Genomic DNA, 22,955 nt, shown 5'->3' on the forward strand with positions numbered 1-22,955 from the left:
GGCTTGGAAGTAAAAAGGGCCTCGCAATGCGAGGCCCGTCAGGGTTCAAGAATCAATCAGGATCCGGCGGGAAGTCGGGCGAAGGCGCGGTCGGCGCCGCGTCCAACAGGCCGCCTTCGCGGCGCATCCGCTGTTCCTTCACGCGCTGCTTGTGCTTGGTCTCCCAGTCGCCGCCGTCGTAGGCCGCCACTTCTTCCTCCAGCGTGGTCACGCCGATGTCGACACGCTTCTCGATGGCGCTGGCCTCCTTCAACGGGTCCAGGCTGCTGGGACCGTCGCCCAGCCACACCGCCTGGCACCAGGCACGGCGCAATCCGGCATCCGCAAAGAAGCCAGGCGCGCTGATGCGCCCGATGGCCACCGCTTCTGCGAGCCAGGTCTCATAGATCGGCTGGCAGAAGTTCGCAGCCAACCAGGCGCGCCGTACCCGGAAGAACTTCCAGGCGTCCAACATCGCTGCCCGCGCCGCGCTGTAGCTGGCGGTGTAGTGCTTGATCAGCACTTCGAACGGCAGCTCCAGGTTGACACCGATCTGGCGCAGGATGGCCATCACGAACGGATCGAACTGTGCATTCGGCCGCCCAGGATTGGCCGTGTTCACCTTCTCGCCCTTGGCCAGGTCAATAATCGCACCAGACGAGAGCGCCAGCTCCGGTGCTGGCTTCTCCTTTTCGTCACCATAGATCGGGGCTGGCTGATCCTGGTCCGCCTCATGTTCGATGAAGACCGTGAACATCCCCGAGATGACGGCCGCCATAATCTCGGCCTCGGTGTAGCGATCCAGCTGCTTGAGCGGCTCGATCACCGCCGCCAAATACGGCTCGCCACGGTGCTGGTCCGGCCGCAAGCGCTTGAACAGATGCACCACATTCCGGCGCCCGGTCTGCGAGCCACGCGCGGCGATCCGTGTGAAGGACGGCTTCTTCCCGATTCGCACACTGCCCGGATGCTGATCACAGACATGCACAGCAGCCATGGCGCCGAAGTCGTCCAGCTCGATTCCACCGAAGACGTTGCCCTTGCCGGCCAAGTCAGGTGGCGTCAGCACACGATCGCCCTCGATGACCTGCACCTTCGTCGCATAGAGGCAGTGTGCCACCTGATTCGAGGGCAGTACCCCGAATGCATCGCCGTTGATCAACGCCGAGCGGAAGGCAAGATCCTGCAGATCGTAGAAGTTCTGTGTGGCAGTCGAGTCGCACTCCAGCGGGTTCTCAGCCCAAAGCAGATACTCGCGGGTGACCGAGCGCTGCCACGCCTGCACTTGCTCTTCACTCATCCCGAGGGCCTCGCCATCAATGGCCGGCCGCATAGCCAGGCCGGTCCCAACGACGTTGGTCACGACGGTATTGATCGCGCCACCGGCCAGAGGGGCATTGCGGATCAGATCTCGCGAGTTCTCCCGAAGCGTTGCCAGATCCGGCAGCAGGTCTTCGTCGGCACTCTTGCCCGAGGTGAACCAGTTGCGAAAGCTCCGCCGGCTGCGATCCGCGCCCACATAGGATCCGGCGATCGCCATGTGTGCGCGTGCCTGCATCCGCCTCGTGCCGGCTACGGGATCGAAGTACGAAACGACCTTATCGATCATGTTGGGCGCCAGCGGCAACTTGCCTCGGGCGCTCATCGCGGCACACCATAGCTGATGTTCAGACTACGGCGGCGGCCGGAAGCAGCGGCCGAGAGCTGCGCCACCATGCCCTGCCAGTAGGTGATCTGCTCCTTGATCACGGCCGCATCGGCGCGGCGCAGTTTGCGCGTGCCGATGGTGTACTCCTGGTTCTGCGAGACAGCGAGGCTGGCGGCCAGCCATGCGGCCAGCTGCGCCTGGGCCTGATCCAGAGTGATACCAGACATATCGTTTCCTATCGTTCAATGCCGCGCGAGCGCACGCGCCGCCCGCCAGATGGCGGCGGCAACGGTGCAGACGTCTGCACCCGCGAGGGTGGATTGTTGATTTCTATCGACTCGGCAGGGCCGGACGATGCCATAGGTGCCGGTGGCGGTGACGCAAACATGTCAGCGACCGCCGGCTGGACAGCGGACTCCAGCCGCTCCCACATGCGCTCGGTATAGCGATGCAGGTCAAGCATGTGCGAGGAGAAGAGAGCCAGCACCGTGCAGTCCAGCACCTCATTGCGCAGGCGCATCTTTGCCCAGCGATATTGCTCGCCGGAGACCGTGCGCACCTTGACGCGCGCCTCCGCTGTCAGCTGGTGGTAAAACTCCGCCGGCAGATCCTGCGAGAAGTGCAGGCATCCCGGACCCGCCTGCGTCACATTCAACCGCCCGAAGATCAGATCCTTCGCCGTGTCGGTACCGACGAGCCAGAGCTTGATGCCGCTCTTGATTACCTTGCCCGCGTAGTTGACGTCCTGCAGCGACGAGCGGCCCTTGACCGGCCCGCCGAGGCGAGAGTCACCCTTGCTGGCAAAGCAGCGCCGGCCCTTGGCCTGTTGCATCCGCGCCCAGGCATAGGCCTGGTGCGTGAAGTGGCCACCGGTATCGATGGTGTATCCCTCGATGCCCAGCGTCCCGCCCGCCATGTGCTGAAACCGCGTCTCCATATAGAAGGAAAGCTTCTCCCAGTCAGCCGGTACAGCGGGGTTCGCTGCCAGGACCATGTAGTCAACGACCCACATCTCCTCGCCGCGTCCGACCGCCCATACGACCACTTCGAAGCGGTTGTCCTGGACGTCGATCCCGGCCACCAGCACCAGGCCACCCATCTGCACCACACGAAGCGGGTACGGCTCGGCGCGCTGCATCAGCGCATGGATGTCAGCCTTCTCGACATCCTCCTCCCAAGTTTCGCCCAGGGTGGTGTTGACGAAGGTCTGCAGCTCCGACTTGTCGCCGGCCTTGGCCTTGCGCTGCGCAGAAAGGAATTCATCCACGATCTGCGCCCAGCTGGTTTGCGGGCTGTAGGCCGTCCAAACATGGAAGGCTACTTTCTTCGGTACCGGGATCCGGGCGCCATCCGGCGCGTGGAAGCTGCCATCACCGTCATCGATGTAGGAGCCGTCCTGCGCGATCCAGCGGCCCTGCCCCCACACCTCCAGATAGTCCGCCTGGGTCATCTGCCCGTCGCACAGATCACACATGTGCATCACGGTCGACGGATCGTCATTGATCCACTTCATCCCGAAGGACTTATCCTTGCCCCCCCACCGCAAGGTGATCATCTCCCCGCAGTGCTTGCACGGCACGTGCCGCTTGAATTGCAGATCAGCCTGGTCATGCCGGGCCTCGATCAGCGAGAGGCCTTTCAGCTTTGGCGTCGATCCGCCAATCAGCTTCGGGAAGGTGGCGCCCTCGATGCGCTTACGCGCCAGAGTGATCGGGCTGCCTTCCTTCTCCACGTTCTGGTCGAAACCATCCACCTCATCCAAGATCGACACGTCAACCGAAAGCCGGCGGTAATTCTTTGCGGCCTTGCCTCCCCGCAGGTGCAGGACCGAAGTCAGGAACTTCTTCTGCCGCAGGGTGTTTGCCTTGCTCTTGGCCTGGAAGCTCGGGAATACCTTCATCATCGCGGGCACGTCCCGCAGCATCGGCTCCAACTCGGTCTTGCAGAACTCGTCGCTGTCGTCGTCTGTCGGTTGCCACAGCGCCTGGTTGCGCCGCTTGTGCTCGGCGAAGTAGCCGACCGCCGCCAGGATCATCTTCGTGTAGCCGACCCGGGCCGACTTCATGAAGGTCACCTCCTCGATCTCATCATTGGACATCGCGTCCATGATGGCCACCTGGTAGGGGTACGCTTCCCACGCCTGCTCGACATAGGATGACTCAGCCGACAGGTAAAAATTCTTGGCGGCCCATTCCGACAGCCTCATTGGCTCAATGGCCGCCAGCGATTCCAGGCCTGCTGCGATCGCGCGTTCAATCTCCTTCAGATCCATCTTCGAGGTCGCTTTCTGCGGCCTCGCTGTCATCTTCGTCGTCGAGGTCCGCTAATTTGATGGCGGCCGCATGGTTGCGCGCCTTGACCAGCTCGCGCGTGATGAAGTCCAGATCATCCGCCGAGAGCTGGGAGCGCCGCTTCAGTTGCACCGGCACCGCTTCCAGGATGCCGGCGATCTGCCGGCCGACCTTCGAGAGCACCTGCTCCAGGAGCGCGACCGGCGCCAGCTCGCGTCGCGTGACCGCGTTCTGCATCTCCACCTTTTCGCGCTGGGCGCGCGCGAGCGCGGCGCGCTCCGTCGCAAGATCCAGCTCACCGGCGGCGAACCGTCCGGCAGCCTGCTCGCGCAGGTTCGTGCAATACGCTTTCAGCCAGACGCCAGCCGGCTCACCGGGCTGAAGAATGCCGCGCGTGAGGAGTTCGCTGACGGCTGGTTGGCTGATTCCGACCAGCGCGCCGAACGCGGCCTGAGTCGTCTTGGCCTCCAGATCCATCACATAACCCCCTAGGGAAAAATTTGTAAGTAGTGCGAAATCGAGGCGCGAATTACCCTCGCCGGCCGAGGTCCCGGAAGTACCTTGAAAAAAATGTCACCCGAGCAACACCGCCCTACCGGGCCGAGGCCAGGGCCGCGTCGATGGCCGCGATCAGATTCTTCGCAGAGCTCGCCCTGACGGCGGCCTGCCCGATGTCTCCGAACGGGAATCGCTTCTTGTATTGCACGCGGTCCGCATAGCTGACGATCAGCTGCACATGCGTACCCTTGCGCTGATAGATTCCCGCGACACCTTTGACCTTGCCACTGAAGACGTCCTTCCGAGCCAGCAGCTTCTTGATGGCACCTCGCGTCATGTTGCCGTACTGGTTCAGCCGGACGCCTTTCGGTACGACGACTGCACGACGAGCTGGGGTGCGCGTTCCACCCCCCACCTGGTACTGCAAATACTTCTCTTGATCATCCTTGATAAAGACCTTCGCGTACTGCTTCTGCTTGGTGGCGGGCTCAACGCCAAACGCCTTCATGGTGAATGGGGTCGGGCGGTCGAGGTTCTCGGGCAGCGCCTTCCCGAGTGCAGCCTGGGCATCCTTCGCTGTTGCAGTCAGCCCCTTCGCAATTCCGAAGGGGAGCTGCTTACCCGCCTTCTTGAACTTCAACGCATTGGCGAGCAGATCATGTTTCACGGACGCAATGATCACGAAAACCTCATTGTTGATTTGCCTTAGATGGCTGACAGTTACGGGCATGTATTTCGGTCAAAAGCAAAAGCCCCGCACGAGGCGGGGCTTTCAAAGCAATTGAAGTTCTCGATTACCTGCGCATTGCGAACAAAACAGAAGCGAATACCGCAGCCTTCAGTTCATAGACGAATTCGTTGTAGTCCGGATGAATAGAAGAAGGGATTTGGCAAAATTGGCCGACGTCCGAGGTCGCTGTCAGCGAACCACTAACTTGGAACATCATTTCGAAAACGGGCACCTTCCCTTCTACATGATCATCGTGATAGCACACTAGCTTAAACGATGGCTCGTCCGTGCCATCCTCGACAAAGGATATAAACCCGAAAAGGATCTGTCCGAGGACAGTGGGCATCACACGATAGCTGCCGTCCTCGCCACTAAACCGAGCCTGCGCGATCGCGTCTCCGCTCGACTGACCAACAGACAATGCCGTAATTAAATTGTTGCGAATAATGTGGAGCCGCGAGAATTTCTCGAGTTGATCGAGAACGTAAGTCTTTCTATCCAGTTCATTAGTGCTATTACTCATGCGTCCCCCGGGTGAAGTGAGGCCCCATAATAGCAACTGCTTGCGCCTCCTGTCAGAGAAAGAAAAAGCCCCGAACCATTGCTGGGCGGGGCTCTTCTTAACCTGGTCGCCAAAATGCCTGCCATAAGGCAGACACTTCAAGGCACGCAAAACGGCGGCGACGTAAAATTGTTGGATGTAACTTTAGTCCCGCGCCTCCAGTTTGACAAGAGCCTGCTGCAAATTTTTTTCGGCTCTCAACCTGACCTCACGAAGATGCGGCCCACGAACACGGGCCCGGCGGCGGATAACTGATGGCGGCAAGCACCACACGTACCATGCCCGCAAGAGCTCGCGCTCGTACTCGCTGCCCAGCGAGGCTACTGCCCGCTCGACAAGCCAGCCATCTTTCGTATCTGCACGCCGACCGGAGTGACGCGCAAGAGACGTAGCACCGATATTCTGGTCGGTATTCCGAAGTGCGATGTACTGGCCCACCCAGCCCGGCCCATCACCACCAGCAGATCGTCCACCAGGCCGAAGATACTCGCGCCAGTTTTGCAGCCGGGAGAAAAGCGCCGGATCGCTACCGTCCAAGTCGTCAGCCAGGGTTTCAACTGGTTGGTGAAAATTGTGGAGATCATCAGCCATGACGACCTCCCATCTTGGCTACTGTCCCAGTTGTCCCAGTTGTCCCAGTGAAAAGGGAGGGGACGCGCGCACGCGTATACGCGCAGGCACGCGCCCTCGCACACATGCACGCACACACACGCACGCACACACACACGAGGCAAACCACTGGGACAACTGGGACAGCTGGGACAACCCGCAGCGGCATGCGGGTTTCCGCTGTCCCAGTCTTTTCGTCAGACTGGGACACTGGGACAGATTTTGCCGCACTGTCCCAGTGCTGGGCCAGTAAATCGAAAGACTGGCCCACATCCAGATTTACCGACTTGTCCCAGTACTGTCCCAGTGAATCAAAAGACTGGGACAACCCAGCATTTACGGGCCTGTCCCAGTGCTGGGCCAGTAAATAAAAAGACTGGCCCACACCCAGTTTTACCGACCTGTCCCAGTACTGTCCCAGTGAATCAAAAGACTGGGACAGATCAAAATATTTTTGCCGATAAGAATCAGATCGGAGCATCGTCGGCCTCCTCTTCCTGACCGGACGAAGAAACCGCCTCGCCATCACCTCGCACGTAGATCCAGGGGCGATCACCGCCCTTACTCGGCCCCTTTTTGCGTATCCACCCAAGTTGCCCCAAGCTGCGGCCAACACGCTGTTGCTCCGGCATCGTCCACTTGGAAGTGTCCAACTTGAGGATATTTTGCAAAACATCCGTCACGCTGGTTTGGGTCTTACCGATCAATCCGACAGCGATAACTTCGGTGTAAGCATCGCTTACGAAACGAGCTTCCTGCTGTTCACGGAAGAGAGGAACATCGTCAGGCGTTTCCCAGTAAGGCTCGCCAGCGCGGAATGCTACCACGGCTTCAGCCCAAAGTTGATCCCGGGCGGCCGCGAGCGCCTCAAGATAAATTTCGATGGCTCGCACTGGCCAATAACGGCGGTTGCCGGTCTCGTCCTTGAGATAAACATATTTGTTCGTGCTGCCCGCGAAAACCTGCTGGCGCGGCACATCGCTCGCGCGCTTCCCATAAAAGTCTCGATACCGATCAACGTACTGCCCAAAGAACTGCTTGGCGGCTTCAGAGTCGGCCTTGTTGAACGAGTCCAGCTCGGCCAGCTCGATGATCCACTTACCCCGCATGATCGAATAGGTATCCTTGTTCTCAAATCGGAGGGGCGCATCGGTAAACCACTCTCCGGCCAAAGTCTTCAGGGCCGTTGATTTTTTCAGCCCTTGCGTCCCCTCCAGAATCAGCACGTTGTCCATCTTGCAGCCTGGCTTGTAAATGCGGGCCACTGCGCCGATCATGAACTTGCGTGATACCCGGCGCACATACTCAATATCCTCGGCCCCAAGGTAGTCGATCATCCACATCGACAACCGCTCTTTTCCGTCCCACACCAGCGGGTCGAGGTAGTCGCGCACCACGTGCCGGGATTGTGCATCGGCGGCCAGCAGCACTCCCTTCATCACCACGTCTTCTCGTGGATGAAAGGAATACTTCCTCTGTATCCACAGAGTCGCACGCAGGTCGTCCTTATCGGTCCACTCGCCAATTTCACCGCGCGGAAACGGTGGTGCCTTAGCCTTGACCACCTGGCCGCTGAATTCGTCGTACACAATCACGCCCTCCCAATCGGGAGAATTGAGCAGGACGTCCACCACGTTGCTCAGAACAGGAAGAATCTGCCCTTTGTCATTGCGGACGAGGCGAGCCTCCCAGGTCAGCTCGGAATTCTCATGCTCCGCCTCCATAGGCCCTGTTTCAGAGCGGGTCACCTTCTCTGCGACCGCGGTATTCGCGGCCGGTACCGCCGCCGAGCGCGCAAGCTCCTTCTCGGCCTGCGCGGCCTTGACCAGCGGTGGTATCAGCGCACGCAGGACAGCGGCCTCCAGCTGCTGGGCGCACACCTCCAGACCCTCTACACAATGGAGGTCGTTCCAATCGGTCCACTTGTTATCATCACGATCCGCAAACTCGGGCACCACGACGGAGGCGTTACCAATCGCCTGGGCGGCTTCATGGGCTTTGACCAGCCCGGTATTCTCGTACCGTAAGGTGCGCGTAAATCCGTCGCCGGCAACTCGAACCTCGATGAACCCAAGTTCGCCTATGCCCTGGCACCAGCTTGCGGTGACCTGGTATTCACCATCCTTACCAGGATGCATACGCTGCTGTCCGTCGATGATCACGCCATCGATACCGTACTGCTGCGATAGATCCCTGGAGACGCGTGGCTCGAATGCGAAGTCATCATCAGCGCAAATGAGGATATGCGCGTCAGGATGGCGGGCGCGGACGCCCTGAAGAACGGGCAAGAGGTTCCCCGCATCGAAGGCAACGAAGCCGGCTACGGTATCCTTCAGTGCCATTCGCACGCTGCGTGCCGTGGCGTAGCCTTCCGCGATGAAGAGAACCTTCTCATCCGGGCTGGCCTTGCCAATCGGGCAAAAGGCCCCGGCTTTGGCCATCCCCTTGTTGAATGTCTTCGAACCATCTTCGGCGATCTTCTGCAGACCTACCAGGTCCAGGCCGTCACCCACATGTTTGAGCATGGGAACAAGCAGAGTGCCATCAGCCAGGAACCTAAGCCCAGGCGTGGTAATTTGCTTACGGAGCGCATAGAGCGACTCGCCCACGGACGATGCCTCCATCCACTGCTGACGTGCGCGGTTGGCTGCATACTTGGCTCGCTCCTGCTGACGCTCCCGCTCACGCGCATCCTGCTCGCGCTGGCGGCGCTCCAACTCGGCACGCTCATGGTCCGAAATCTCAGTCCAATCTGCCTCGATTCTGGTCGAGTAATTATTGGTGCCCTGCCATGTGCCATAGGCCCCATGGACCGACCAGGAGCCATTGGCGCGTCTTATCTCGTGCAAAACGTACCAGCTCTTCTTCCCTGGCCCGAACCGCCAAATTCGGCCATCGGTGCGAGGGTGCCCATCCGGCAGGGCGGGAAGGCCTGCGGCACGCATCTGCTGCACCGCTTGATCCAGTGTTGTCAAACTCTCACCCCTGAAGTAATGAAGGATAATGTGGCTCTCAACCACAACAAAAGGAGAACCTCATGCCCACCTTCCAAATGCTGAAAGACCAGGAGGCCAGGACCGTTGCAGAGAGCACCACGCAGGTTTTCAATGCGTTGATCTGCTGCCTTTCCCGTCAAGGCATCAACCCTTTGCAACTTATTTCTGATTTGGAGGAATACCGTGCGACCCATCAGGAGACCGGTGGGTTAAATCCTGTTGCCGAAGAGACGATGACGCGCATTTTTGTGTCACTGGGCGCTGCACTTCGCTAAGAATCAGGAAGGCTCTAGCAGCAACGGTCTCGCACTGGGTAAAAGCATCCTCGACGTTTTTCATTGGAATCACAATTCCTCCTACTTGTTGCGCGCCGCCTTACGCAGCTCGTGTTGTCTCAAAATCCGCTGGCGCAGATCGGCGACGAACCTATCTGCATCGGCAACTGCATCCGGCCCTGCCGCCTTTGCCCGCTTCGATCGCATGAGCTCAAGAAACTCAATACGAGCAGCCTTGGAGGGCATATCGAGGATGTGCCGGGCCAGGCAGTCCAGCTGCCAATCCAGCGACCTGGTATCCGTGGCCATCAACGCCCCTTGGCGGCCTTCTTCTGCGCCTGCAGGGCGCCATCGCGCTCAGCGCGCTGGCGGACGCGCTCGCGCCACTCTCCCAAGGCGGACATGCCCTGGGCGAAATTCTTCTCAATGAGATCCAGCTCTTGCGCAGTGATGCGCCCGTCTTCCAATGCGACGGAGACTGTCTCCGCGACCTGGCCGATTTCCTTCATCACTCGATAGACGGTACCGAGAAGCTGCTCGTCATCCTGGTCGTCAACCTCCGGCATACGAAAGGCCGCCATGCCATGCCGCGCATTGAAGGCCCGCAACGGCTGCAGCGCGTCCTTGACCTTTGCTCCCTCGCAGAACTCCAGGACCTCGCTGACCTCCTCGAAGCTCATCGCATGGGTGGCGATCTCGGGCCGCAGCTTGTTTCGCAGGGTGTTCGGCGATTTGCCCATGCGGGCAGCCAAGGCCTCGATCCCTCCCGGGTAGGCGCGAGCGATCCGATAAAGAGCATCGTGCTGATTCATTTCAAGATGACGATGGGTCACGGTAAACATCTCCTTTTTTTACCGTCGCCACAGGCCGGGGCCGCTGTTAACCTTCGGGCCATACCAATGACGCGGGGAATAAAAATGCAATCGAGGGAAGAAGCCCAGCACGATGAAGCGCAAAAGCTGTTCGAGAAATTGCTGAAGCGATCGCGGCACTTCGCTGACGTGACGAATACGCAGCGGATAGCCACCGCAGAAGTGATTGCTGCAATCACTGCAGCTTTCATTGGGCATGACGAGACTCTCGCCCCCATCGTCACGAAGACACTGCAGAGCCTTCAGATACCGACGGGGCGGCCAAGCGTAGATGCGGAGCGCCAGATTCTGACGAGGGATGCTCTGCTGGCTTTGACAACAGGGAAGCCTCCGAGGCCGCGTACATCAGCGCGCAATCTCGGGGGCTGACCCTGCCGCCGCTAAGGTCACTGATCTGAAGGGCATAGTCCAAAGTGATGCGCGTTTTCCCTTTGATCCACTGACTCATAAGCCCTTGAGTCACAGCGGGCACAAGCCGCTGGCCGAACTCTCGTTGTGACAGTTTATTTTCCTTAAGGAAAGAATCCAGTCTCATTTTCAGCACCATTTATAAGCACAGCTCTTATTTTACATTATAAGCATTGCTTTTCAAGCTGATTGGATGGGGATTAGTCTTACTAATAAAATCTAGATATGACACAACGCAGATCACTAACCCCCGAAGAAACCTTGGAAGCTGGACGCTTGCGCACGGCTTGGACCCTGTACAAAGCTATCCATCCAGGGGCGACGCAGACTTGGTTCGCTGCTGAGTCCGGCCTCGGGACCCAGGGAGTGGTAAGTCAGTACATGCGCGGAATCATCCCGCTAAACCTGCCGGCCCTGCTTGCGCTCTGCAAAGTCATAGGGGCAGATCCCAAAAAGATCAGCCCGCGCCTGACTGCCGCCCTTGAAGGAGTGGTGCAAATGGATCAGAACGAAGATGCCCCCCAGCTCGGGAAGGTACTAAGCGCCGAAGAAGCCGAGGCGGATGATCGCCTGGTACGGGTACGCACACTGAAGCTAAGCCTGCGCGCTGGCATCAATGGTGTACCACTTGAGGAATGCACAGAAGACGGCCCACCCATATTCATGCCGTCGGAGGTTATACGCGCAGAGGGTCTCGATCCACGTTTTCTGGTGGCAACAAGAGTCAAAGGGGCCAGCATGGAAAGAACCCTTTTCGATGGCGATGTTGCCGTTACCAATCTGGCCGATACGAAGCCGGCCGACAACAAAATCTTCTCCTTCAACTATGAAGGCGAGGCCGTGATTAAAAGGCTCGTACGCGATAACGGTGAATGGTGGATGGTCTCGGACAATCCAGATCAGAGTCGATATCCTCGCAAGATCTGCCGAGGAACTCTCTGTCTAATCATAGGCAGAGTCGTCTTCAGGCAGAGCTCGGTCCTATAGAACCCAGCTAAGGTAGTCATCTCGCAACAAGGACACCGCATCTTGCGGTGTTTTTTTTCGCCTTTTTATTAGCAATGCTCTTGACACACAAAAGAGCACAGCTAATAATCCGTTCATCAGCAATGCTAATGAACGGAGAGGCCAACATGACCAGCAAGGCATTCACAGGTTTCAATTTCTTGGCGAACCGCGGTACTGGCGAATCGCGTCGCGTCGTGGAGGAAAAGCAGTTTGACATGAAGGCCAGCGCACCTGCTGGCGCCATTGTCATCTATGGCCCCCAAGGCTGCGGCAAGACCCGCCGTGCCAAGGAAATGTTGGCCTATTTCAAGAAGGATCGAATCATTGATGACTGGCGGCCCGGCCAGCGCATCCCTGCCAACGCCATCGCGCTCACGAATTTTCGCGTGAAGGGTGCAATTCCCTACGCCGAAATCAAAGCAAAGCTCACCGCACGAGGCCAAGCATGATGGCCACGATCACGCTCGAATTCGACGTCGATGGCCTGAGCGGCTATACGGACGAGTATCTGGCCGCCCTGTGGCAGGCTGCGCAGGCACAGAACAAGCCGTTTGGTGACAAGGAAGCCTGCGAAACTACCGAAAAGATCGGCCGCGAAATCATTCGTCGTTTCGTGACCGCCACTCCGCCAGCCCTTTACCACTTCCAGGGCCAAGACGTGGCACGAGCTCGACTCTTCGCGTCCAAGGCCCAGTCCGCTCCATCCAAATTCAAGAATCACCAGAGCGATGACGGACTTACTAAAGGTAGCCATGTAGACGGCTCCCTGATTGTCTTTCTCGATGACGAATACCGCAAAGAAGGATGGCGGTCGATGATCCCGGCAGACCTGCCTCATGTCCACCGGGTGATGGGATGGAGGAGCGGCCAGGACATCATCGCCAACGGTCTGCACTTCACTCAGGAAGAAGAATTTCGAGACGCGAAAACCTACCGCGTTCCATTTTCTGCGACGTGCGTCGACGTCACATCTCTTCGAAATCTCGTTTCCGGCTGGCGATATCAGCCGCCCGTAACGCTGCAGCCCGGTCATAAATCGCAATCACGTGATCCGGAGTGAAGCCTTGAGGAAACAGCGCTTCTGCCGCCGAGACGCAAAGGTCGAGGGTATCAACCGCATCGATCAATGCATTCCTCCAGGAGTCCGGCATTTTCCCCCGAAGCAGCTCCAAGCGCCGATCAAATTCGTTGTCAATTTTCATTTTTAGCCCCTTAGCTCTAGAGAGAGTCAATTCTGCCATGAAAGCATTTCTTCTGATCGTCACTCCGCTGTCGGGAGATCCAATCAGGATGCACACCATCTCTGATAGCACCGCCGGCGCTATTGAACAGCACATCCTCGACTTCTGGCCATACAGGAAAATCGAAGCGAGGCCAGCATGAGGAAGCTAGTTCACGCCGTTCTGGCTGCCGCAAAACACTTATCGGTTGGCGTGCTGGCTACCGCAACGTTGCTCGCTGCTTATGCGATCGCCGGACCGGATGCGGACCCCTCAGCCAGTGACGAGCAGGAGCCGGCGATCCTGCTCACGCCACCGATCCAGGAACAACTGGACGCCCTCTGCGCTGCCACCTGGCCAGATGACGAAATGCACGCCGAAGCGAGGCGGCGCGCCTGCGCAAAGGACTAGCTCCATGCCAGGCGAGTCCGACCAATCGGACGATCAACTCCGCCGCGCGCACCGAGAGTGCCGCCTATCCCAACCATTTGAAGAAGCCATGCAGACGCCGCACTTTGCGGCCCTGATCAGGCTAGTCGCGCGCAAAAACTGCCGCGAAGACGCACGCATGCAGCAGCTGCGCGCCAACGATAGAAAACTGGCCCAAGCCAATGACCATGACTGAATACTTTTTTGACCTCCCAACATCAGCATCTAGCCTCAGCGTTTACAGCGACATCGAACGCTACGACCCGACTGCGCCCCGGGACTTTCGCCCCTTCGTCATCGGCGAGTTCGTTATCCGTCGTCTCCCGCTGCGCGGCACCCTGTATACCGACTACTACATCCTGCACGAAGGCGCTGTCATCGGGCATCAAGTCAGCTTCCCCAGCGAGGAAGACTGCCGCATGCACCAGCGCCGCCAAGCGAACTGGCGAGGCGATACCGCCCAACACGCCCCAGCGCCCGAAGCACCGATCTTCGGCGACGTAGTGCTGCAGGGGCGCATCGCTGCCCTGCTCGGCGCTGGCGGCGAAATGGACAGTGCATCCGTCGCACATGCTCTCCGCATGCAGATTTCAACGATTTCTCCGGTGCTCGAAAAAATGGCCGATGAGCACCGGATCTACCGTCGCGGCACGCGCCACCGCTACACCTACCGCGCCGCCTGATCCTGGCGCATCCCAATCGAAAGGACAGCTATGTTCAAAGCACTGCAGGAGCTCGCCCGTAAGTCGACGCTGCTCATCTCCATCGCTCCCGAGGGTGACCTCATGCGCGTCAATATTACCCCGGTGAGCAAAGATCCGGATGCAGCACCCGCTCTCCGGCCACTCTCGCTGCTGGCCAGCGCCGACGAACTGGATCGCGACTTCGTCCAGGCCATGCAGATGTGGAGCACTCCCCGCCGCTCCCTGCTGGATCAGGTTGCCGGCGCTCTTGACCAAGAGGATGCCGAAGACAGCGCAGCTAATGGCTCCAGCGGCAAGGCCGGCGGGAAGGCGGCTAAGCAGGTGAAGGGAAGCCCCAAGGGCGAAAAGCAGAGCAAGAATGCCGAGCCCCCACCGGCCGCTAAGCCGACCGATGCTGCGCCGAGCGGTGAGGCCTCCCCGAAGCCTGAAAGCGTGGAACAGCAGCCCGCCATCGCTGGGAAGACCGAAGTCGGCGGCACGCTGAAGATCCAGGTGGAGGGCGTAGACGCGAAGGTGACCGAGCTGACGCGCGCTGGCAATGCGATGGACGAGATCCCGAAGGATCAAGAGAGCGGAAAGCAAACGGGCACCAGCGAGACCATTCCCGCAGCAGCGCTCGATAAGGACTGGCAAACCACGCCGGCAAGCAATCAACCGCCTCCAGTGCCCGACAGCGAGGCTAGCAAAACCACTCCTACCCCAACTCCCGCTGCGCAGTCCGGCGGGGCTTTCTCCGACATCGAATTCTGAAAGCCATCACCATGCAATCCGAAGAACTGATCCGCGAATTCAAGTACGGCAGCGTCAAGCTGGCAGATCCCAGCTCCGCCTTTTCGCTCACCCAGGTCCGAGAGTTCTACGCGAACCATTATCCCGAGCTGCTCAATGCAGACATCGAAGGACCGGAAATGACGGGCAACCGCCAGATCTACACATTCCGGCGCGCAGTCGGCACAAAGGGGCTCGATAAGCGTGAAGCCTTACGCCTCCTGCAGGACAATGGAACACTGGTCGGAGCGGCTTCCAACGCCGCTCTCGCCTCCGCCCGCCCGAATACCCCTTTCGCGCTGGCGCTGCAGGAGGTGCTCCAGGCCCCGCTGCGCGGCGACGCATTCGCGCCCGGCAGCCACGACATCTCGGTGCTGCCATGAAACTGGATGCTCGGATTACTCCGTGGATCTTGCCGAGGCTCAGCGCGACCATTCCGACCAGCATTTGGCCGGCCGGGGCGGGTGAGCGGCCAATTGCACGTGATCTCGCCATATGCCTCCTGCAAACTGATCTGGTCGACGAGGCGGACCTCCAGTCCGCACGCGATGAGACAGAACTCTGCAAGCTGGCCCTTACTCGGTGGTGGAGTGGCCATGCACGTGGCCTGAGTCTGTTCAGGCTGCAGCCGTCCATTCAAACAACTCGAAACATCGGGCACTATGGCAGCCTGGCCGACGCTGCGTTCTGTCTGGACACAGAAGACCGGTTTCCTCTGCTGACCATGGAGAGTACGATCAGCCACCTGGAGGAAGAGCGGTACGGGCTAGGCCAAACCGTTCTTGCTCTCCTCTATGATGCGCTGGCCTACCTCCCTTATACGCTCAGCCCCGATACGGTCTTCGGCCTGGCGCAGTATTACTACTGGCAAGGTGAGGCTGATGAAGTTGCATTTGCCAATGTATCCATTGAGTACGAGGAAAGTGGCGCATCTTCTGTAGAGCAGTTTCTTTCGGAGTACGAAGTATTCAGGAAGGCCGATTTCTTCAGGAATATTCCCGATTGGCTGGTCTGGCCCAAGCGAGTGTGTTCCCGCAAGCAGGCGCTACGTGCAGCAGAGACATCGCTGACCCGGGACGTTATTGCCGCCTGTGACAGTGTCAGCGCTTGGGGACAGCGCCCCGAGTTCATTCGACGCGCAGATATCAGCGCTTGCCACATCGATTCGGCCGTCGACCCAATCTGCGCAACCATGGCACTCGCCTGGAGCGATAACGATGCTACGACCCGTGTTATCGATGATGCATTCAGCATGTTCATGCAAGGAGAGTCGACCGAAATGGTCACGGTCAGCGAGCTGGCCCTCGATGTGCGCTCCGTTAAAAAACGCCTCGCCGCCATGGAAGAAATGCTCGGCCTGGCTCGCCGGGTAGAAGAGCTGATCCTCCTGATAGGAGCACGCACATGAGCAGAGTTCAACTGCGCAGTCAGGCGGCCAGCTTCGGTATCGTCGAGGCCGAGGCGTCAAAGGAAATGGATCTGATCGGTGCCCTCCTGCTGTACTCATCCAGCGACGGCCGATCGGTATATGCCAGCAATCACCAGGTGATCTATGCCGAAGACGCGCCGGACGTGCCATTGCTCGGCCCGGGCAGTGCGCCTAGCAAAAAAGTACTTGCGCAACTGGGAGAGAAAATATCTGCGGCCGCAGCCTTTGCAGGCTTCATTCCGGAAAACCTGCTGTATATGGCACCTCGCTTAATTGCTTGGTGGTGCCCACCACAGCCGCGTCATCTTTGGTTCACAACTCAGGACGATGTAATCGGCGAGGCCAACGCAACCATCACCCAACCTGGCGTGGTCTTTCTTGTGAGCTCCGGCCGTCTGTATGTGTTCTCGACGGTCGGTGAGGAACGCCCACAGCCGGAAACGCCTTTGTACAAGGCCCCCTACTTCAATGTCTGGAAGAGCGGCGAAGTGTGTACCGGGAACGTGGCCATGCCGAAGTCCATGGACGCCGGAGCGATGAAGGATTATGAGCGCGCCTTCTATGGTAGTCGGTTCACGCACCCCAACGATCCCAATCTGGTCAGTTGCCAGGGTGGCGCGATCCCGATGTGGAAACACTTGCTGGACAACCCCAATGCCGCATGGGAGTGGGCCCAATGGCTCGTGCCATGCAAATCCACTCTTACCCAAAAGATTAAGGAACTGACCAAATGAACGCTATCGCCTTCGACAAACTGCAGAACACCATCACCACGGCCATCGACGAGATCGCAACGCTGCGAAAAGCGGCGCACTCTCTGCACTCGCTCTACCCGATTGCCGGCGCTGGTGATGACCCGGCCGCGCCGCTCGATCAGGCCAGTTTCCTGGCAGCCCCTGTGGCAGTGGTACCCCAACACGGTATGTTTGTGCCTATCGAGGAAAACAAGCACCGCTTTCTGCTGGCGCGGGACGGCCTCTACTTGGAGGTGCGTCGTCCATGGCTCCATTCCATCGTCCGCTTGAGCGAGCAGCGCGCTGTCGCCATGCCATTTGGCGAGATCTCGCCCCGTAACCAACTGGCCTTTGGTCGGCTCAGCTGCGCCATTGATCTGATGCGCGCCTTTGCCCGGCAGGCTATGAGCAACCTCCCCAACGAGGACATCTGCCACATTGCATGGGACAGCGAGGCCGGCCAGCTGGTGCCCGTCAAGTTGCAGATCGAAGACGCCACGCCAGGTTCAGTCCGATACCGCACTGACTCGCTTCCGGCACATCAGTCGTTGGCCATCGATATCCATAGTCACGGCTCGATGCCAGCGTTCTTCAGCGACCAGGACAATCTGGACGACGCCGGCAGCGTGAAGTTTGCAGGGGTCATCGGCAACCTGGATAGCGATTCCCCTACCGTATCCTTCCGCCTGTGCATGCTGGGACTCTATGCCCCTATCACCGTGCCAGTGGAAAAGCTGTTTGGAGGGTGAGATGCCACATTTCACTCATCCGCATCTTTTGGAGAAGGTGGTAGAGATTGATCTGATCGGCTGCGGGGGAAACGGCTCGCAGATGCTCACTGGCCTGGCCAGGCTGGACCATGCACTGCAGGCGCTTGGGCATCCCGGCTTGATGGTCCGCAGCTGGGACCCTGACACGGTGAGCGAAGCCAACCTGGCACGCCAGCTTTTCACGCGCGCCGACGTCGGACAATCCAAGGCCATTGTGCTGACACATCGCATCAACGCGTTTTTCGGATTGAACTGGAAGGCCTATCCTGATCGCTATTCTGGACATGGGAATGCCTCCATGGTGATCGTATGCGTGGACAGCATAGCGGCGCGCCACGAGATTGATCAGCAGATCAACAGCTGGAGCCGAGAGCCTCACTATGTGATGGACCTCGGCAACCGGGCATCTGACGGCCAGGTCATTCTTGGCCAGCCGAGAACACATATCACCGCTGGCGAGCGTACTCCTGCGGGCCACGTTCGCCTGCCCTATCCATATGACGCTCTTCCCGAGCTGATCAATGTAGCGATCCCGGAAGATGACACCCCAAGTTGCGGCCTGGCCGAAGCATTGGAAAAGCAAGAGCTGTTCATCAACCAATCCGTGGTGACGCCGGCGCTCCAGCTTCTCTGGGAAATGTTTCGTCATGGCCAAGTGAATTGGCACGGTGTATTCGTGAATTTGAAGGCGGGCCGCATGGTGCCAATGGCGGTGAAGGAGCCCCAGGAGACCTCATCATGAGAAAAAGCGGACAAGGAAGGCGGCCCGACTCACCGTTTGTGGCAGCTGATATGCTTCAAAACACATCAAGCATGCGGCCCTTGATCCGCTTGCTTGCCGCCCAAGCCGTGAAAAGCTGGCTGGCCGGCAATCCACCCAATACAGCAACATCAACGACACACGATGGCAATGAAGGCAACGATCTACGCACGGTATAGCAGCGACAAACAGAGCGAGACCTCTCTCGACGATCAGTTACGTGTGTGCCGCGCCCGGGCTGACCGGGAGGGCGCAACGGTCGAATTCGAGCGCTGCGATGCTGCCATCTCTGGCTCGACCGCAGTGGGCACCCGCCCTGCCGGCAACGCGATGCTGGCTGACGCGCTCGCCGGCCGCTTTGATCTGCTACTGGTGGAAGGCCTGGACCGCCTTGCACGCGACCAGGTCGAGCAAGAGCAGATTGTCCGTCGCCTGGAGCATCGTGGTATCCGGATCATCGGCGTTTCGGATGGCTACGACTCGCGGCACAGCGGTCGCAAGATAATGCGTGGCGTCCGAGGGCTGATCAACGATCTCTACTTGGACGACCTGCGCAGTAAGACGCATCGAGGCCAGGCCGGCCAGGTGGAGCGGGGATATATCGCCGGCGGGAAGTCGTATGGGTATGACATCGTGAAGGCGGGCGGCGGGAGCACGTACAAGATCAACGAAAGCCAGGCACGCTGGGTCGTTTGGATTTTCGAGCAATATGCCGCTGGAAACAGCGTGCAGCGGATCGCCCATGAACTGAATAACCAGGGTGTATCATCGCCGCGCGATAGCACGTGGGCCGTGTCCGCCATCTATGGCAGCCCGGTGAAGGGCTCGGGCATCTTGAATAACTCGATGTATGTGGGTCAGTACGTCTGGAACAGATCTCAATGGATCAAAGACCCGGATACCGGCCGGCGCCAAAGAACAGAGCGCCCCCGAGAGGAATGGCAGATGGCCAGCCTGCCGGAGCTGCGCATCATTGATGACGAACTTTGGCGCCGCGTGCGAGAGCGCATTGATGCCGGGCGGGACGAACATGGGCGCAAGCGCCAGGTCCGGCCAGCGACGACCCTCTTTGGCGGGATGATGCTCTGCCCCCACTGCGGCGGGGCCGTGGTGGCGATCAATGCGGACCGCTACGGCTGTGCGGCCGCGAAGGATCGTGGCCCGGCCGTGTGCAAAGGCTTCTCTATTCCAAGAGACTTGGTTGAGAAGCGCCTGATTTCGATTATCCGTGCAGAGCTGCTTTCACCGGTGGCGGCCGCCGAGTTCGAAAAGGCTTTTGAAGAGTTGCTGACCGAAAATACTGGCTCGACTGAAGATGTGGCCCAAGCTACCAAACGGATCACCCAGCTCACAGCCGAGATCGGGCGAGTGATTGACGCCATCACCATGGTCGGCGCCTCGGAGGCGCTGGCCTCCAAGCTGAAAGCTTTGGAAAATGATCGTAGCGCGCTGCAGCGCAGGCTTGCACTCAAGGCAGCAAGTGAGGCGGCACGCACGCCCAACGTCGGCAGCATCTTCAATGAGATCCTGATGAACCTGACGGATGCGCTGCGGGAGAACCCATTGATGGCCAGGAAGATCCTGGGCGATATCTTCGGCTCGATCCAGCTGGAGGTGAGGGAAGATAACCAAGTGTGGGCCAGAATGGCAACGGCCCAGCTACTTAAGCAAGTAGCCGGGCCGTCTATATCGGTGGTTGCGGGGGCAGGATTTGAACCTACGACCTTCGGGTTATGAGCCCGACGAGCTGCCAGACTGCTCCACCCCGCGTCTGAAGAAAACAATTATAGGGCAGGTAAAATCGGAATGCAAACATTTTCTGCAATCTTTTTACAGTGATACACTCCTAACCGCATTGCAGCTTCCCGCAGCCGTCCAGGACAGCGTCCCAACGCCCCGTCGCCGCGGCAAGAAAATGCACCAAGGGCCTTTCCCTACTATATATATAGACAGACACCTTCCGAGCCTCTATGAAATTCTGTTCCGAGTGCGGCCACACAGTCTCCCTGCAGATCCCTCCCGATGACACGCGGCTGCGCCATGTGTGCGGCAACTGCGGTGCAATCCATTATCAGAATCCAAAGATGGTGGTCGGCTCCATCCCCGTCTGGGATCAGGATGGCCAAACCAAGGTCCTGCTCTGCAAGCGCGCCATCGAGCCGCGCCTCGGTTACTGGACCCTGCCGGCCGGTTTCATGGAAAACGCCGAAACCACCGAAGACGCCGCCCGCCGCGAAACCGAAGAGGAAGCCGGCGCCCGCATCGATCTGCACGAACTGTTCTCCCTGGTCAACGTGCCCCACGTGCACCAAGTCCACCTCTTCTACCGCGCCACCCTGCTAGATCTCGACTACCAGGCCGGTGTCGAAAGCCTGGAAGTGGCCCTCTATACAGAAGACCAGATCCCCTGGCAGGACATCGCCTTCCCCACGGTGGAATTCACCCTGCGCGCCTTCTTTGCCGATCTCAAGAACGTGCGCAGCGGTGAAGGCAGCTTCACGCTGCACACCGAAGACATCCGCCGCCGCATGATCTGATCCGCAGGAGCACGCGGATGATCGCCTGGCTGGACCTCGATACGCCCTTCCCCGATGTCTCCCGCGCCCTCGCCGACCCGGCCGGGCTGCTGGCGGCGGGCGCTGACCTGTCGCCGCAGCGGCTGCTGGAAGCCTATCGCCACGGCATCTTCCCCTGGTTCTCCGAAGGCCAGCCCATCCTCTGGTGGAGTACCGATCCGCGCATGGTCCTGCGCACCGATCACTTCGTCGTCTCCGACAGCCTCAAAAAGACCCTGCGCCGCATCGAACGCAGCCGCCACGGCGACGGCCTCTGGCAAGTCACCTTCGATACCGTCTTCGAACAGGTCATGCAAGGCTGCGCCGGACCGCGCCGCCATGAACAGGGCACCTGGATCTCGCCCGAGATCATGGCCGGCTACACCGGCCTGCATCGCGCCGGCTACGCCCACTCCTCCGAAGTCTGGCTCAACGGCGAACTGGTCGGCGGGGCCTATGGCGTCTCCATCGGACGCATGTTCTACGGCGAATCCATGTTCGCCCGCGTGAGCGACGCCTCCAAGGTGGCGCTGGCGCATCTGGTGTTCTTCCTGCGCAGCCACGGCGTGGAGATGATCGACTGCCAGCAGGAAACCTCGCACCTGGCCTCGCTGGGCGCTCGCCCGATCCCCCGCAGCGACTTCCTGCGCCACCTGCGCGCAGCCATCCAGTGGCCGCAGATACGGGGCTGGGAGCCGCTGAACCTGCTCGAGCACGGCATCCCGTCGGCCCGACGCGACTGAGCCTGGCGCGGTTCTTCACTGCAGGCATCAAAATGGTGTAAATTGGAACCTGACTCCAGGGACCGCACGGGGCAGCAGAGACCTCGCCGCCGGCCTCCCGCAAGACAGGACAGGACGCACATGACGCATCTCAAAGACTTGCCGTTCTCCACGTTGCAGTTCTATGCAACCGCGCCCTACCCGTGCAGCTATCTCGATGACCAGCAGGCCCGCTCGCAAGTGGCCACCCCCTCCCATCTCATCAATGCAGATGTGTACTCGGAACTGGTCAAGACCGGCTTCCGCCGCAGCGGCATCTTTACGTACCGCCCCTACTGCGACGGCTGCAATGCCTGCACCCCGGTACGCATCCGGGTAGCCGACTTCGAACGCAACCGCAGCCAGCGCCGTGCCTGGGAACGCAATCGCGGCCTGCAAACCTTGGTCACCAACCTGACCTACGCCCACGAACATTACGAGCTCTACCTGCGCTACCAGTGCGCCCGCCACGCCGGCGGCGGCATGGATCAGGACAGCCGCGATCAGTACGCGCAGTTCCTGCTGCAGAGCAAGGTCAATACCCGCCTGGTGGAATTCCGCGAGCCTGACGGCACCCTGCGCATGGTCAGCATCATCGACGTACTCAATGACGGCCTGTCCTCGGTCTACACCTTCTTCGATCCCGACCTGCCCGCAGCGTCCTTCGGCACCTACAACATCCTGTGGCAGATCGAACAGGCGCGCCAGCTGGAGATGCCCTACGTCTACCTCGGCTACTGGATCAAGGAAAGCCAGAAAATGGCCTACAAAACCAACTACCAGCCGCTGGAAGCCCTCCATGAAGGGGAATGGAGCCTGCTGGAAGGCTGAAGCAAGCTTCACCTTTGTGGCGCAACGTCTGCAAAAACAGGGGTAGCGGGATCAAATTGGGGGCAACTACTCCGCCGAGGCAGGGAATGGGCGGTGGCACGCGTTAGAATAGCGGCAG

28 protein-coding genes, 1 tRNA gene and 1 pseudogene are annotated in these 22,955 nt (G+C 59.5%); 16 read left to right on the forward strand and 14 right to left on the reverse strand.

What is annotated here, in order from left to right; genetic code table 11:
• Positions 1 to 52 precede the first annotated feature (52 nt).
• From J2X56_RS08020 to J2X56_RS08055, 8 genes are all read right to left on the reverse strand, one after another.
• Positions 53 to 1,588 carry a phage portal protein gene (locus tag J2X56_RS08020; protein WP_310159441.1) on the reverse strand — a complete coding sequence of 512 codons (1,536 nt, stop codon included), beginning with the start codon at positions 1,586 to 1,588 and terminating at the stop codon, positions 53 to 55.
• Between the two features lie 32 nt (positions 1,589 to 1,620).
• Positions 1,621 to 1,854, reverse strand: coding sequence for a DUF6148 family protein (locus J2X56_RS08025; protein ID WP_088757394.1), 234 nt, complete (start codon positions 1,852 to 1,854; stop codon positions 1,621 to 1,623).
• A gap of 8 nt (positions 1,855 to 1,862) precedes the next feature.
• Positions 1,863 to 3,899, reverse strand: coding sequence for a terminase gpA endonuclease subunit (locus tag J2X56_RS08030; RefSeq protein ID WP_310159444.1), 2,037 nt, complete (start codon positions 3,897 to 3,899; stop codon positions 1,863 to 1,865).
• On the reverse strand, positions 3,880 to 4,395 hold the full coding sequence (locus J2X56_RS08035; protein WP_082803227.1) for a terminase small subunit: 516 nt from the start codon (positions 4,393 to 4,395) through the stop codon (positions 3,880 to 3,882). Before J2X56_RS08035 ends, J2X56_RS08030 begins: the two co-directional genes overlap by 20 nt.
• Positions 4,396 to 4,510: 115 nt before the next feature.
• Entirely contained in the window at positions 4,511 to 5,098 is a 588-nt protein-coding gene (locus J2X56_RS08040) for a hypothetical protein (RefSeq protein WP_310159450.1), read from the reverse strand.
• Positions 5,099 to 5,210: 112 nt separating this feature from the next.
• Positions 5,211 to 5,669: a hypothetical protein gene (locus J2X56_RS08045; RefSeq protein ID WP_310159453.1), complete on the reverse strand. Its 459-nt coding sequence runs from the start codon at positions 5,667 to 5,669 to the stop codon at positions 5,211 to 5,213.
• Between the two features lie 183 nt (positions 5,670 to 5,852).
• A complete protein-coding gene (locus J2X56_RS08050; protein ID WP_146744875.1) occupies positions 5,853 to 6,299 on the reverse strand; it encodes a hypothetical protein in 447 nt (148 codons plus the stop codon).
• 485 nt (positions 6,300 to 6,784) lie between these two features.
• Positions 6,785 to 9,292, reverse strand: coding sequence for a VapE domain-containing protein (locus tag J2X56_RS08055; RefSeq protein ID WP_310159455.1), 2,508 nt, complete (start codon positions 9,290 to 9,292; stop codon positions 6,785 to 6,787).
• A gap of 62 nt (positions 9,293 to 9,354) precedes the next feature.
• On the opposite strand from J2X56_RS08055, the gene J2X56_RS08060 reads away from it, so the two are divergent.
• A complete protein-coding gene (locus tag J2X56_RS08060) occupies positions 9,355 to 9,588 on the forward strand; it encodes a hypothetical protein (protein ID WP_310159458.1) in 234 nt (77 codons plus the stop codon).
• An 81-nt stretch (positions 9,589 to 9,669) separates the two neighbouring features.
• Here J2X56_RS08060 and J2X56_RS08065 read toward each other — a convergent pair whose 3' ends face one another.
• The 3 genes from J2X56_RS08065 to J2X56_RS08075 are packed head-to-tail and all read right to left on the reverse strand — an operon-like array spanning position 9,670 to position 10,658.
• Positions 9,670 to 9,897, reverse strand: coding sequence for a hypothetical protein (locus tag J2X56_RS08065; RefSeq protein WP_039784704.1), 228 nt, complete (start codon positions 9,895 to 9,897; stop codon positions 9,670 to 9,672).
• Positions 9,897 to 10,421, reverse strand: coding sequence for a phage regulatory CII family protein (locus J2X56_RS08070; protein WP_258398701.1), 525 nt, complete (start codon positions 10,419 to 10,421; stop codon positions 9,897 to 9,899). The genes J2X56_RS08065 and J2X56_RS08070 overlap by 1 nt, the downstream gene beginning before the upstream one ends.
• Positions 10,422 to 10,439: 18 nt before the next feature.
• Complete coding sequence (locus J2X56_RS08075; RefSeq protein WP_310159464.1) at positions 10,440 to 10,658, reverse strand: hypothetical protein; 219 nt, start codon at positions 10,656 to 10,658, stop codon at positions 10,440 to 10,442.
• Between the two features lie 591 nt (positions 10,659 to 11,249).
• On the opposite strand from J2X56_RS08075, the gene J2X56_RS08080 reads away from it, so the two are divergent.
• The gene (locus tag J2X56_RS08080) at positions 11,250 to 11,855 is read left to right on the forward strand and encodes a S24 family peptidase (protein WP_310159466.1); all 606 of its coding nucleotides are present in this window, start codon (positions 11,250 to 11,252) and stop codon (positions 11,853 to 11,855) included.
• Here the strand turns inward: J2X56_RS08080 and J2X56_RS27030 are convergent.
• Positions 11,850 to 12,017 carry a sortase B protein-sorting domain-containing protein gene (locus J2X56_RS27030; protein ID WP_409025213.1) on the reverse strand — a complete coding sequence of 56 codons (168 nt, stop codon included), beginning with the start codon at positions 12,015 to 12,017 and terminating at the stop codon, positions 11,850 to 11,852. The two genes, J2X56_RS08080 and J2X56_RS27030, sit on opposite strands and share 6 nt — an antisense overlap.
• Between J2X56_RS27030 and J2X56_RS08085 the strand changes: the two genes are divergently transcribed.
• The 11 genes and pseudogenes from J2X56_RS08085 to J2X56_RS08135 form a co-directional block, all read left to right on the forward strand.
• Positions 12,002 to 12,325, forward strand: a complete 324-nt coding sequence (locus J2X56_RS08085; RefSeq protein WP_310159469.1) for a hypothetical protein — start codon at positions 12,002 to 12,004, stop codon at positions 12,323 to 12,325. The genes J2X56_RS27030 and J2X56_RS08085 overlap by 16 nt on opposite strands.
• Complete coding sequence (locus J2X56_RS08090) at positions 12,322 to 12,936, forward strand: hypothetical protein (protein WP_310159472.1); 615 nt, start codon at positions 12,322 to 12,324, stop codon at positions 12,934 to 12,936. The genes J2X56_RS08085 and J2X56_RS08090 overlap by 4 nt, the downstream gene beginning before the upstream one ends.
• Before the next feature lie 319 nt (positions 12,937 to 13,255).
• Positions 13,256 to 13,507, forward strand: coding sequence for a hypothetical protein (locus J2X56_RS08095; RefSeq protein ID WP_310159475.1), 252 nt, complete (start codon positions 13,256 to 13,258; stop codon positions 13,505 to 13,507).
• Positions 13,508 to 13,713: 206 nt separating this feature from the next.
• Positions 13,714 to 14,208 carry a hypothetical protein gene (locus J2X56_RS08100; protein WP_310159478.1) on the forward strand — a complete coding sequence of 165 codons (495 nt, stop codon included), beginning with the start codon at positions 13,714 to 13,716 and terminating at the stop codon, positions 14,206 to 14,208.
• Positions 14,209 to 14,238: 30 nt separating this feature from the next.
• Positions 14,239 to 14,979, forward strand: coding sequence for a PRTRC system protein E (locus J2X56_RS08105; protein WP_310159482.1), 741 nt, complete (start codon positions 14,239 to 14,241; stop codon positions 14,977 to 14,979).
• A gap of 11 nt (positions 14,980 to 14,990) precedes the next feature.
• A complete protein-coding gene (locus J2X56_RS08110; protein ID WP_310159485.1) occupies positions 14,991 to 15,380 on the forward strand; it encodes a PRTRC system protein C in 390 nt (129 codons plus the stop codon).
• Complete coding sequence (locus J2X56_RS08115; protein WP_310159488.1) at positions 15,377 to 16,405, forward strand: PRTRC system protein F; 1,029 nt, start codon at positions 15,377 to 15,379, stop codon at positions 16,403 to 16,405. The genes J2X56_RS08110 and J2X56_RS08115 overlap by 4 nt, the downstream gene beginning before the upstream one ends.
• The gene (locus J2X56_RS08120) at positions 16,402 to 17,160 is read left to right on the forward strand and encodes a PRTRC system protein B (protein ID WP_310159491.1); all 759 of its coding nucleotides are present in this window, start codon (positions 16,402 to 16,404) and stop codon (positions 17,158 to 17,160) included. The genes J2X56_RS08115 and J2X56_RS08120 overlap by 4 nt, the downstream gene beginning before the upstream one ends.
• On the forward strand, positions 17,157 to 17,909 hold the full coding sequence (locus tag J2X56_RS08125) for a PRTRC system protein A (protein WP_310159494.1): 753 nt from the start codon (positions 17,157 to 17,159) through the stop codon (positions 17,907 to 17,909). The genes J2X56_RS08120 and J2X56_RS08125 overlap by 4 nt, the downstream gene beginning before the upstream one ends.
• 1 nt (position 17,910) lies before the next feature.
• Positions 17,911 to 18,672: a PRTRC system ThiF family protein gene (locus J2X56_RS08130; RefSeq protein ID WP_310159497.1), complete on the forward strand. Its 762-nt coding sequence runs from the start codon at positions 17,911 to 17,913 to the stop codon at positions 18,670 to 18,672.
• A gap of 168 nt (positions 18,673 to 18,840) precedes the next feature.
• A pseudogene (locus J2X56_RS08135) lies at positions 18,841 to 19,644 on the forward strand (recombinase family protein); the annotation flags it as partial.
• A gap of 288 nt (positions 19,645 to 19,932) precedes the next feature.
• Here the strand turns inward: J2X56_RS08135 and J2X56_RS08140 are convergent.
• On the reverse strand, positions 19,933 to 20,322 hold the full coding sequence (locus J2X56_RS08140; protein WP_310159500.1) for a hypothetical protein: 390 nt from the start codon (positions 20,320 to 20,322) through the stop codon (positions 19,933 to 19,935).
• 61 nt (positions 20,323 to 20,383) lie between these two features.
• A tRNA-Met gene (locus J2X56_RS08145) sits at positions 20,384 to 20,460 on the reverse strand.
• 200 nt (positions 20,461 to 20,660) lie between these two features.
• Here J2X56_RS08145 and J2X56_RS08150 point away from each other — a divergent pair.
• From J2X56_RS08150 to J2X56_RS08160, 3 genes are all read left to right on the forward strand, one after another.
• Positions 20,661 to 21,227, forward strand: a complete 567-nt coding sequence (locus tag J2X56_RS08150) for an NUDIX hydrolase (RefSeq protein ID WP_034341204.1) — start codon at positions 20,661 to 20,663, stop codon at positions 21,225 to 21,227.
• Between the two features lie 17 nt (positions 21,228 to 21,244).
• Complete coding sequence (gene aat / locus J2X56_RS08155) at positions 21,245 to 21,988, forward strand: leucyl/phenylalanyl-tRNA--protein transferase (RefSeq protein ID WP_121044821.1); 744 nt, start codon at positions 21,245 to 21,247, stop codon at positions 21,986 to 21,988.
• Positions 21,989 to 22,108: 120 nt separating this feature from the next.
• On the forward strand, positions 22,109 to 22,837 hold the full coding sequence (locus tag J2X56_RS08160; protein WP_034341208.1) for an arginyltransferase: 729 nt from the start codon (positions 22,109 to 22,111) through the stop codon (positions 22,835 to 22,837).
• Positions 22,838 to 22,955: the final 118 nt, after the last annotated feature.

Origin of the sequence: Herbaspirillum sp. 1173 (assembly GCF_031455335.1) — a bacterium.
Taxonomy (GTDB): Bacteria; Pseudomonadota; Gammaproteobacteria; order Burkholderiales; family Burkholderiaceae_D; genus Herbaspirillum; species Herbaspirillum huttiense.

Coding starts and splice junctions, on each gene's coding strand:
- J2X56_RS08020 (WP_310159441.1), bottom strand. CDS start 1,588: ATGATCGATAAGGTCGTTTCGTACTTCGATCCCGTAGCCGGCACGAGG.
- J2X56_RS08025 (WP_088757394.1), bottom strand. CDS start 1,854: ATGTCTGGTATCACTCTGGATCAGGCCCAGGCGCAGCTGGCCGCATGG.
- J2X56_RS08030 (WP_310159444.1), bottom strand. CDS start 3,899: ATGGATCTGAAGGAGATTGAACGCGCGATCGCAGCAGGCCTGGAATCG.
- J2X56_RS08035 (WP_082803227.1), bottom strand. CDS start 4,395: ATGGATCTGGAGGCCAAGACGACTCAGGCCGCGTTCGGCGCGCTGGTC.
- J2X56_RS08045 (WP_310159453.1), bottom strand. CDS start 5,669: ATGAGTAATAGCACTAATGAACTGGATAGAAAGACTTACGTTCTCGAT.
- J2X56_RS08050 (WP_146744875.1), bottom strand. CDS start 6,299: ATGGCTGATGATCTCCACAATTTTCACCAACCAGTTGAAACCCTGGCT.
- J2X56_RS08060 (WP_310159458.1), top strand. CDS start 9,355: ATGCCCACCTTCCAAATGCTGAAAGACCAGGAGGCCAGGACCGTTGCA.
- J2X56_RS08065 (WP_039784704.1), bottom strand. CDS start 9,897: ATGGCCACGGATACCAGGTCGCTGGATTGGCAGCTGGACTGCCTGGCC.
- J2X56_RS08075 (WP_310159464.1), bottom strand. CDS start 10,658: ATGCCCAATGAAAGCTGCAGTGATTGCAGCAATCACTTCTGCGGTGGC.
- J2X56_RS08080 (WP_310159466.1), top strand. CDS start 11,250: ATGCGCGGAATCATCCCGCTAAACCTGCCGGCCCTGCTTGCGCTCTGC.
- J2X56_RS08085 (WP_310159469.1), top strand. CDS start 12,002: ATGACCAGCAAGGCATTCACAGGTTTCAATTTCTTGGCGAACCGCGGT.
- J2X56_RS27030 (WP_409025213.1), bottom strand. CDS start 12,017: ATGCCTTGCTGGTCATGTTGGCCTCTCCGTTCATTAGCATTGCTGATG.
- J2X56_RS08090 (WP_310159472.1), top strand. CDS start 12,322: ATGATGGCCACGATCACGCTCGAATTCGACGTCGATGGCCTGAGCGGC.
- J2X56_RS08095 (WP_310159475.1), top strand. CDS start 13,256: ATGAGGAAGCTAGTTCACGCCGTTCTGGCTGCCGCAAAACACTTATCG.
- J2X56_RS08100 (WP_310159478.1), top strand. CDS start 13,714: ATGACTGAATACTTTTTTGACCTCCCAACATCAGCATCTAGCCTCAGC.
- J2X56_RS08105 (WP_310159482.1), top strand. CDS start 14,239: ATGTTCAAAGCACTGCAGGAGCTCGCCCGTAAGTCGACGCTGCTCATC.
- J2X56_RS08110 (WP_310159485.1), top strand. CDS start 14,991: ATGCAATCCGAAGAACTGATCCGCGAATTCAAGTACGGCAGCGTCAAG.
- J2X56_RS08115 (WP_310159488.1), top strand. CDS start 15,377: ATGAAACTGGATGCTCGGATTACTCCGTGGATCTTGCCGAGGCTCAGC.
- J2X56_RS08120 (WP_310159491.1), top strand. CDS start 16,402: ATGAGCAGAGTTCAACTGCGCAGTCAGGCGGCCAGCTTCGGTATCGTC.
- J2X56_RS08125 (WP_310159494.1), top strand. CDS start 17,157: ATGAACGCTATCGCCTTCGACAAACTGCAGAACACCATCACCACGGCC.
- J2X56_RS08130 (WP_310159497.1), top strand. CDS start 17,911: ATGCCACATTTCACTCATCCGCATCTTTTGGAGAAGGTGGTAGAGATT.
- J2X56_RS08150 (WP_034341204.1), top strand. CDS start 20,661: ATGAAATTCTGTTCCGAGTGCGGCCACACAGTCTCCCTGCAGATCCCT.
- aat (WP_121044821.1), top strand. CDS start 21,245: ATGATCGCCTGGCTGGACCTCGATACGCCCTTCCCCGATGTCTCCCGC.
- J2X56_RS08160 (WP_034341208.1), top strand. CDS start 22,109: ATGACGCATCTCAAAGACTTGCCGTTCTCCACGTTGCAGTTCTATGCA.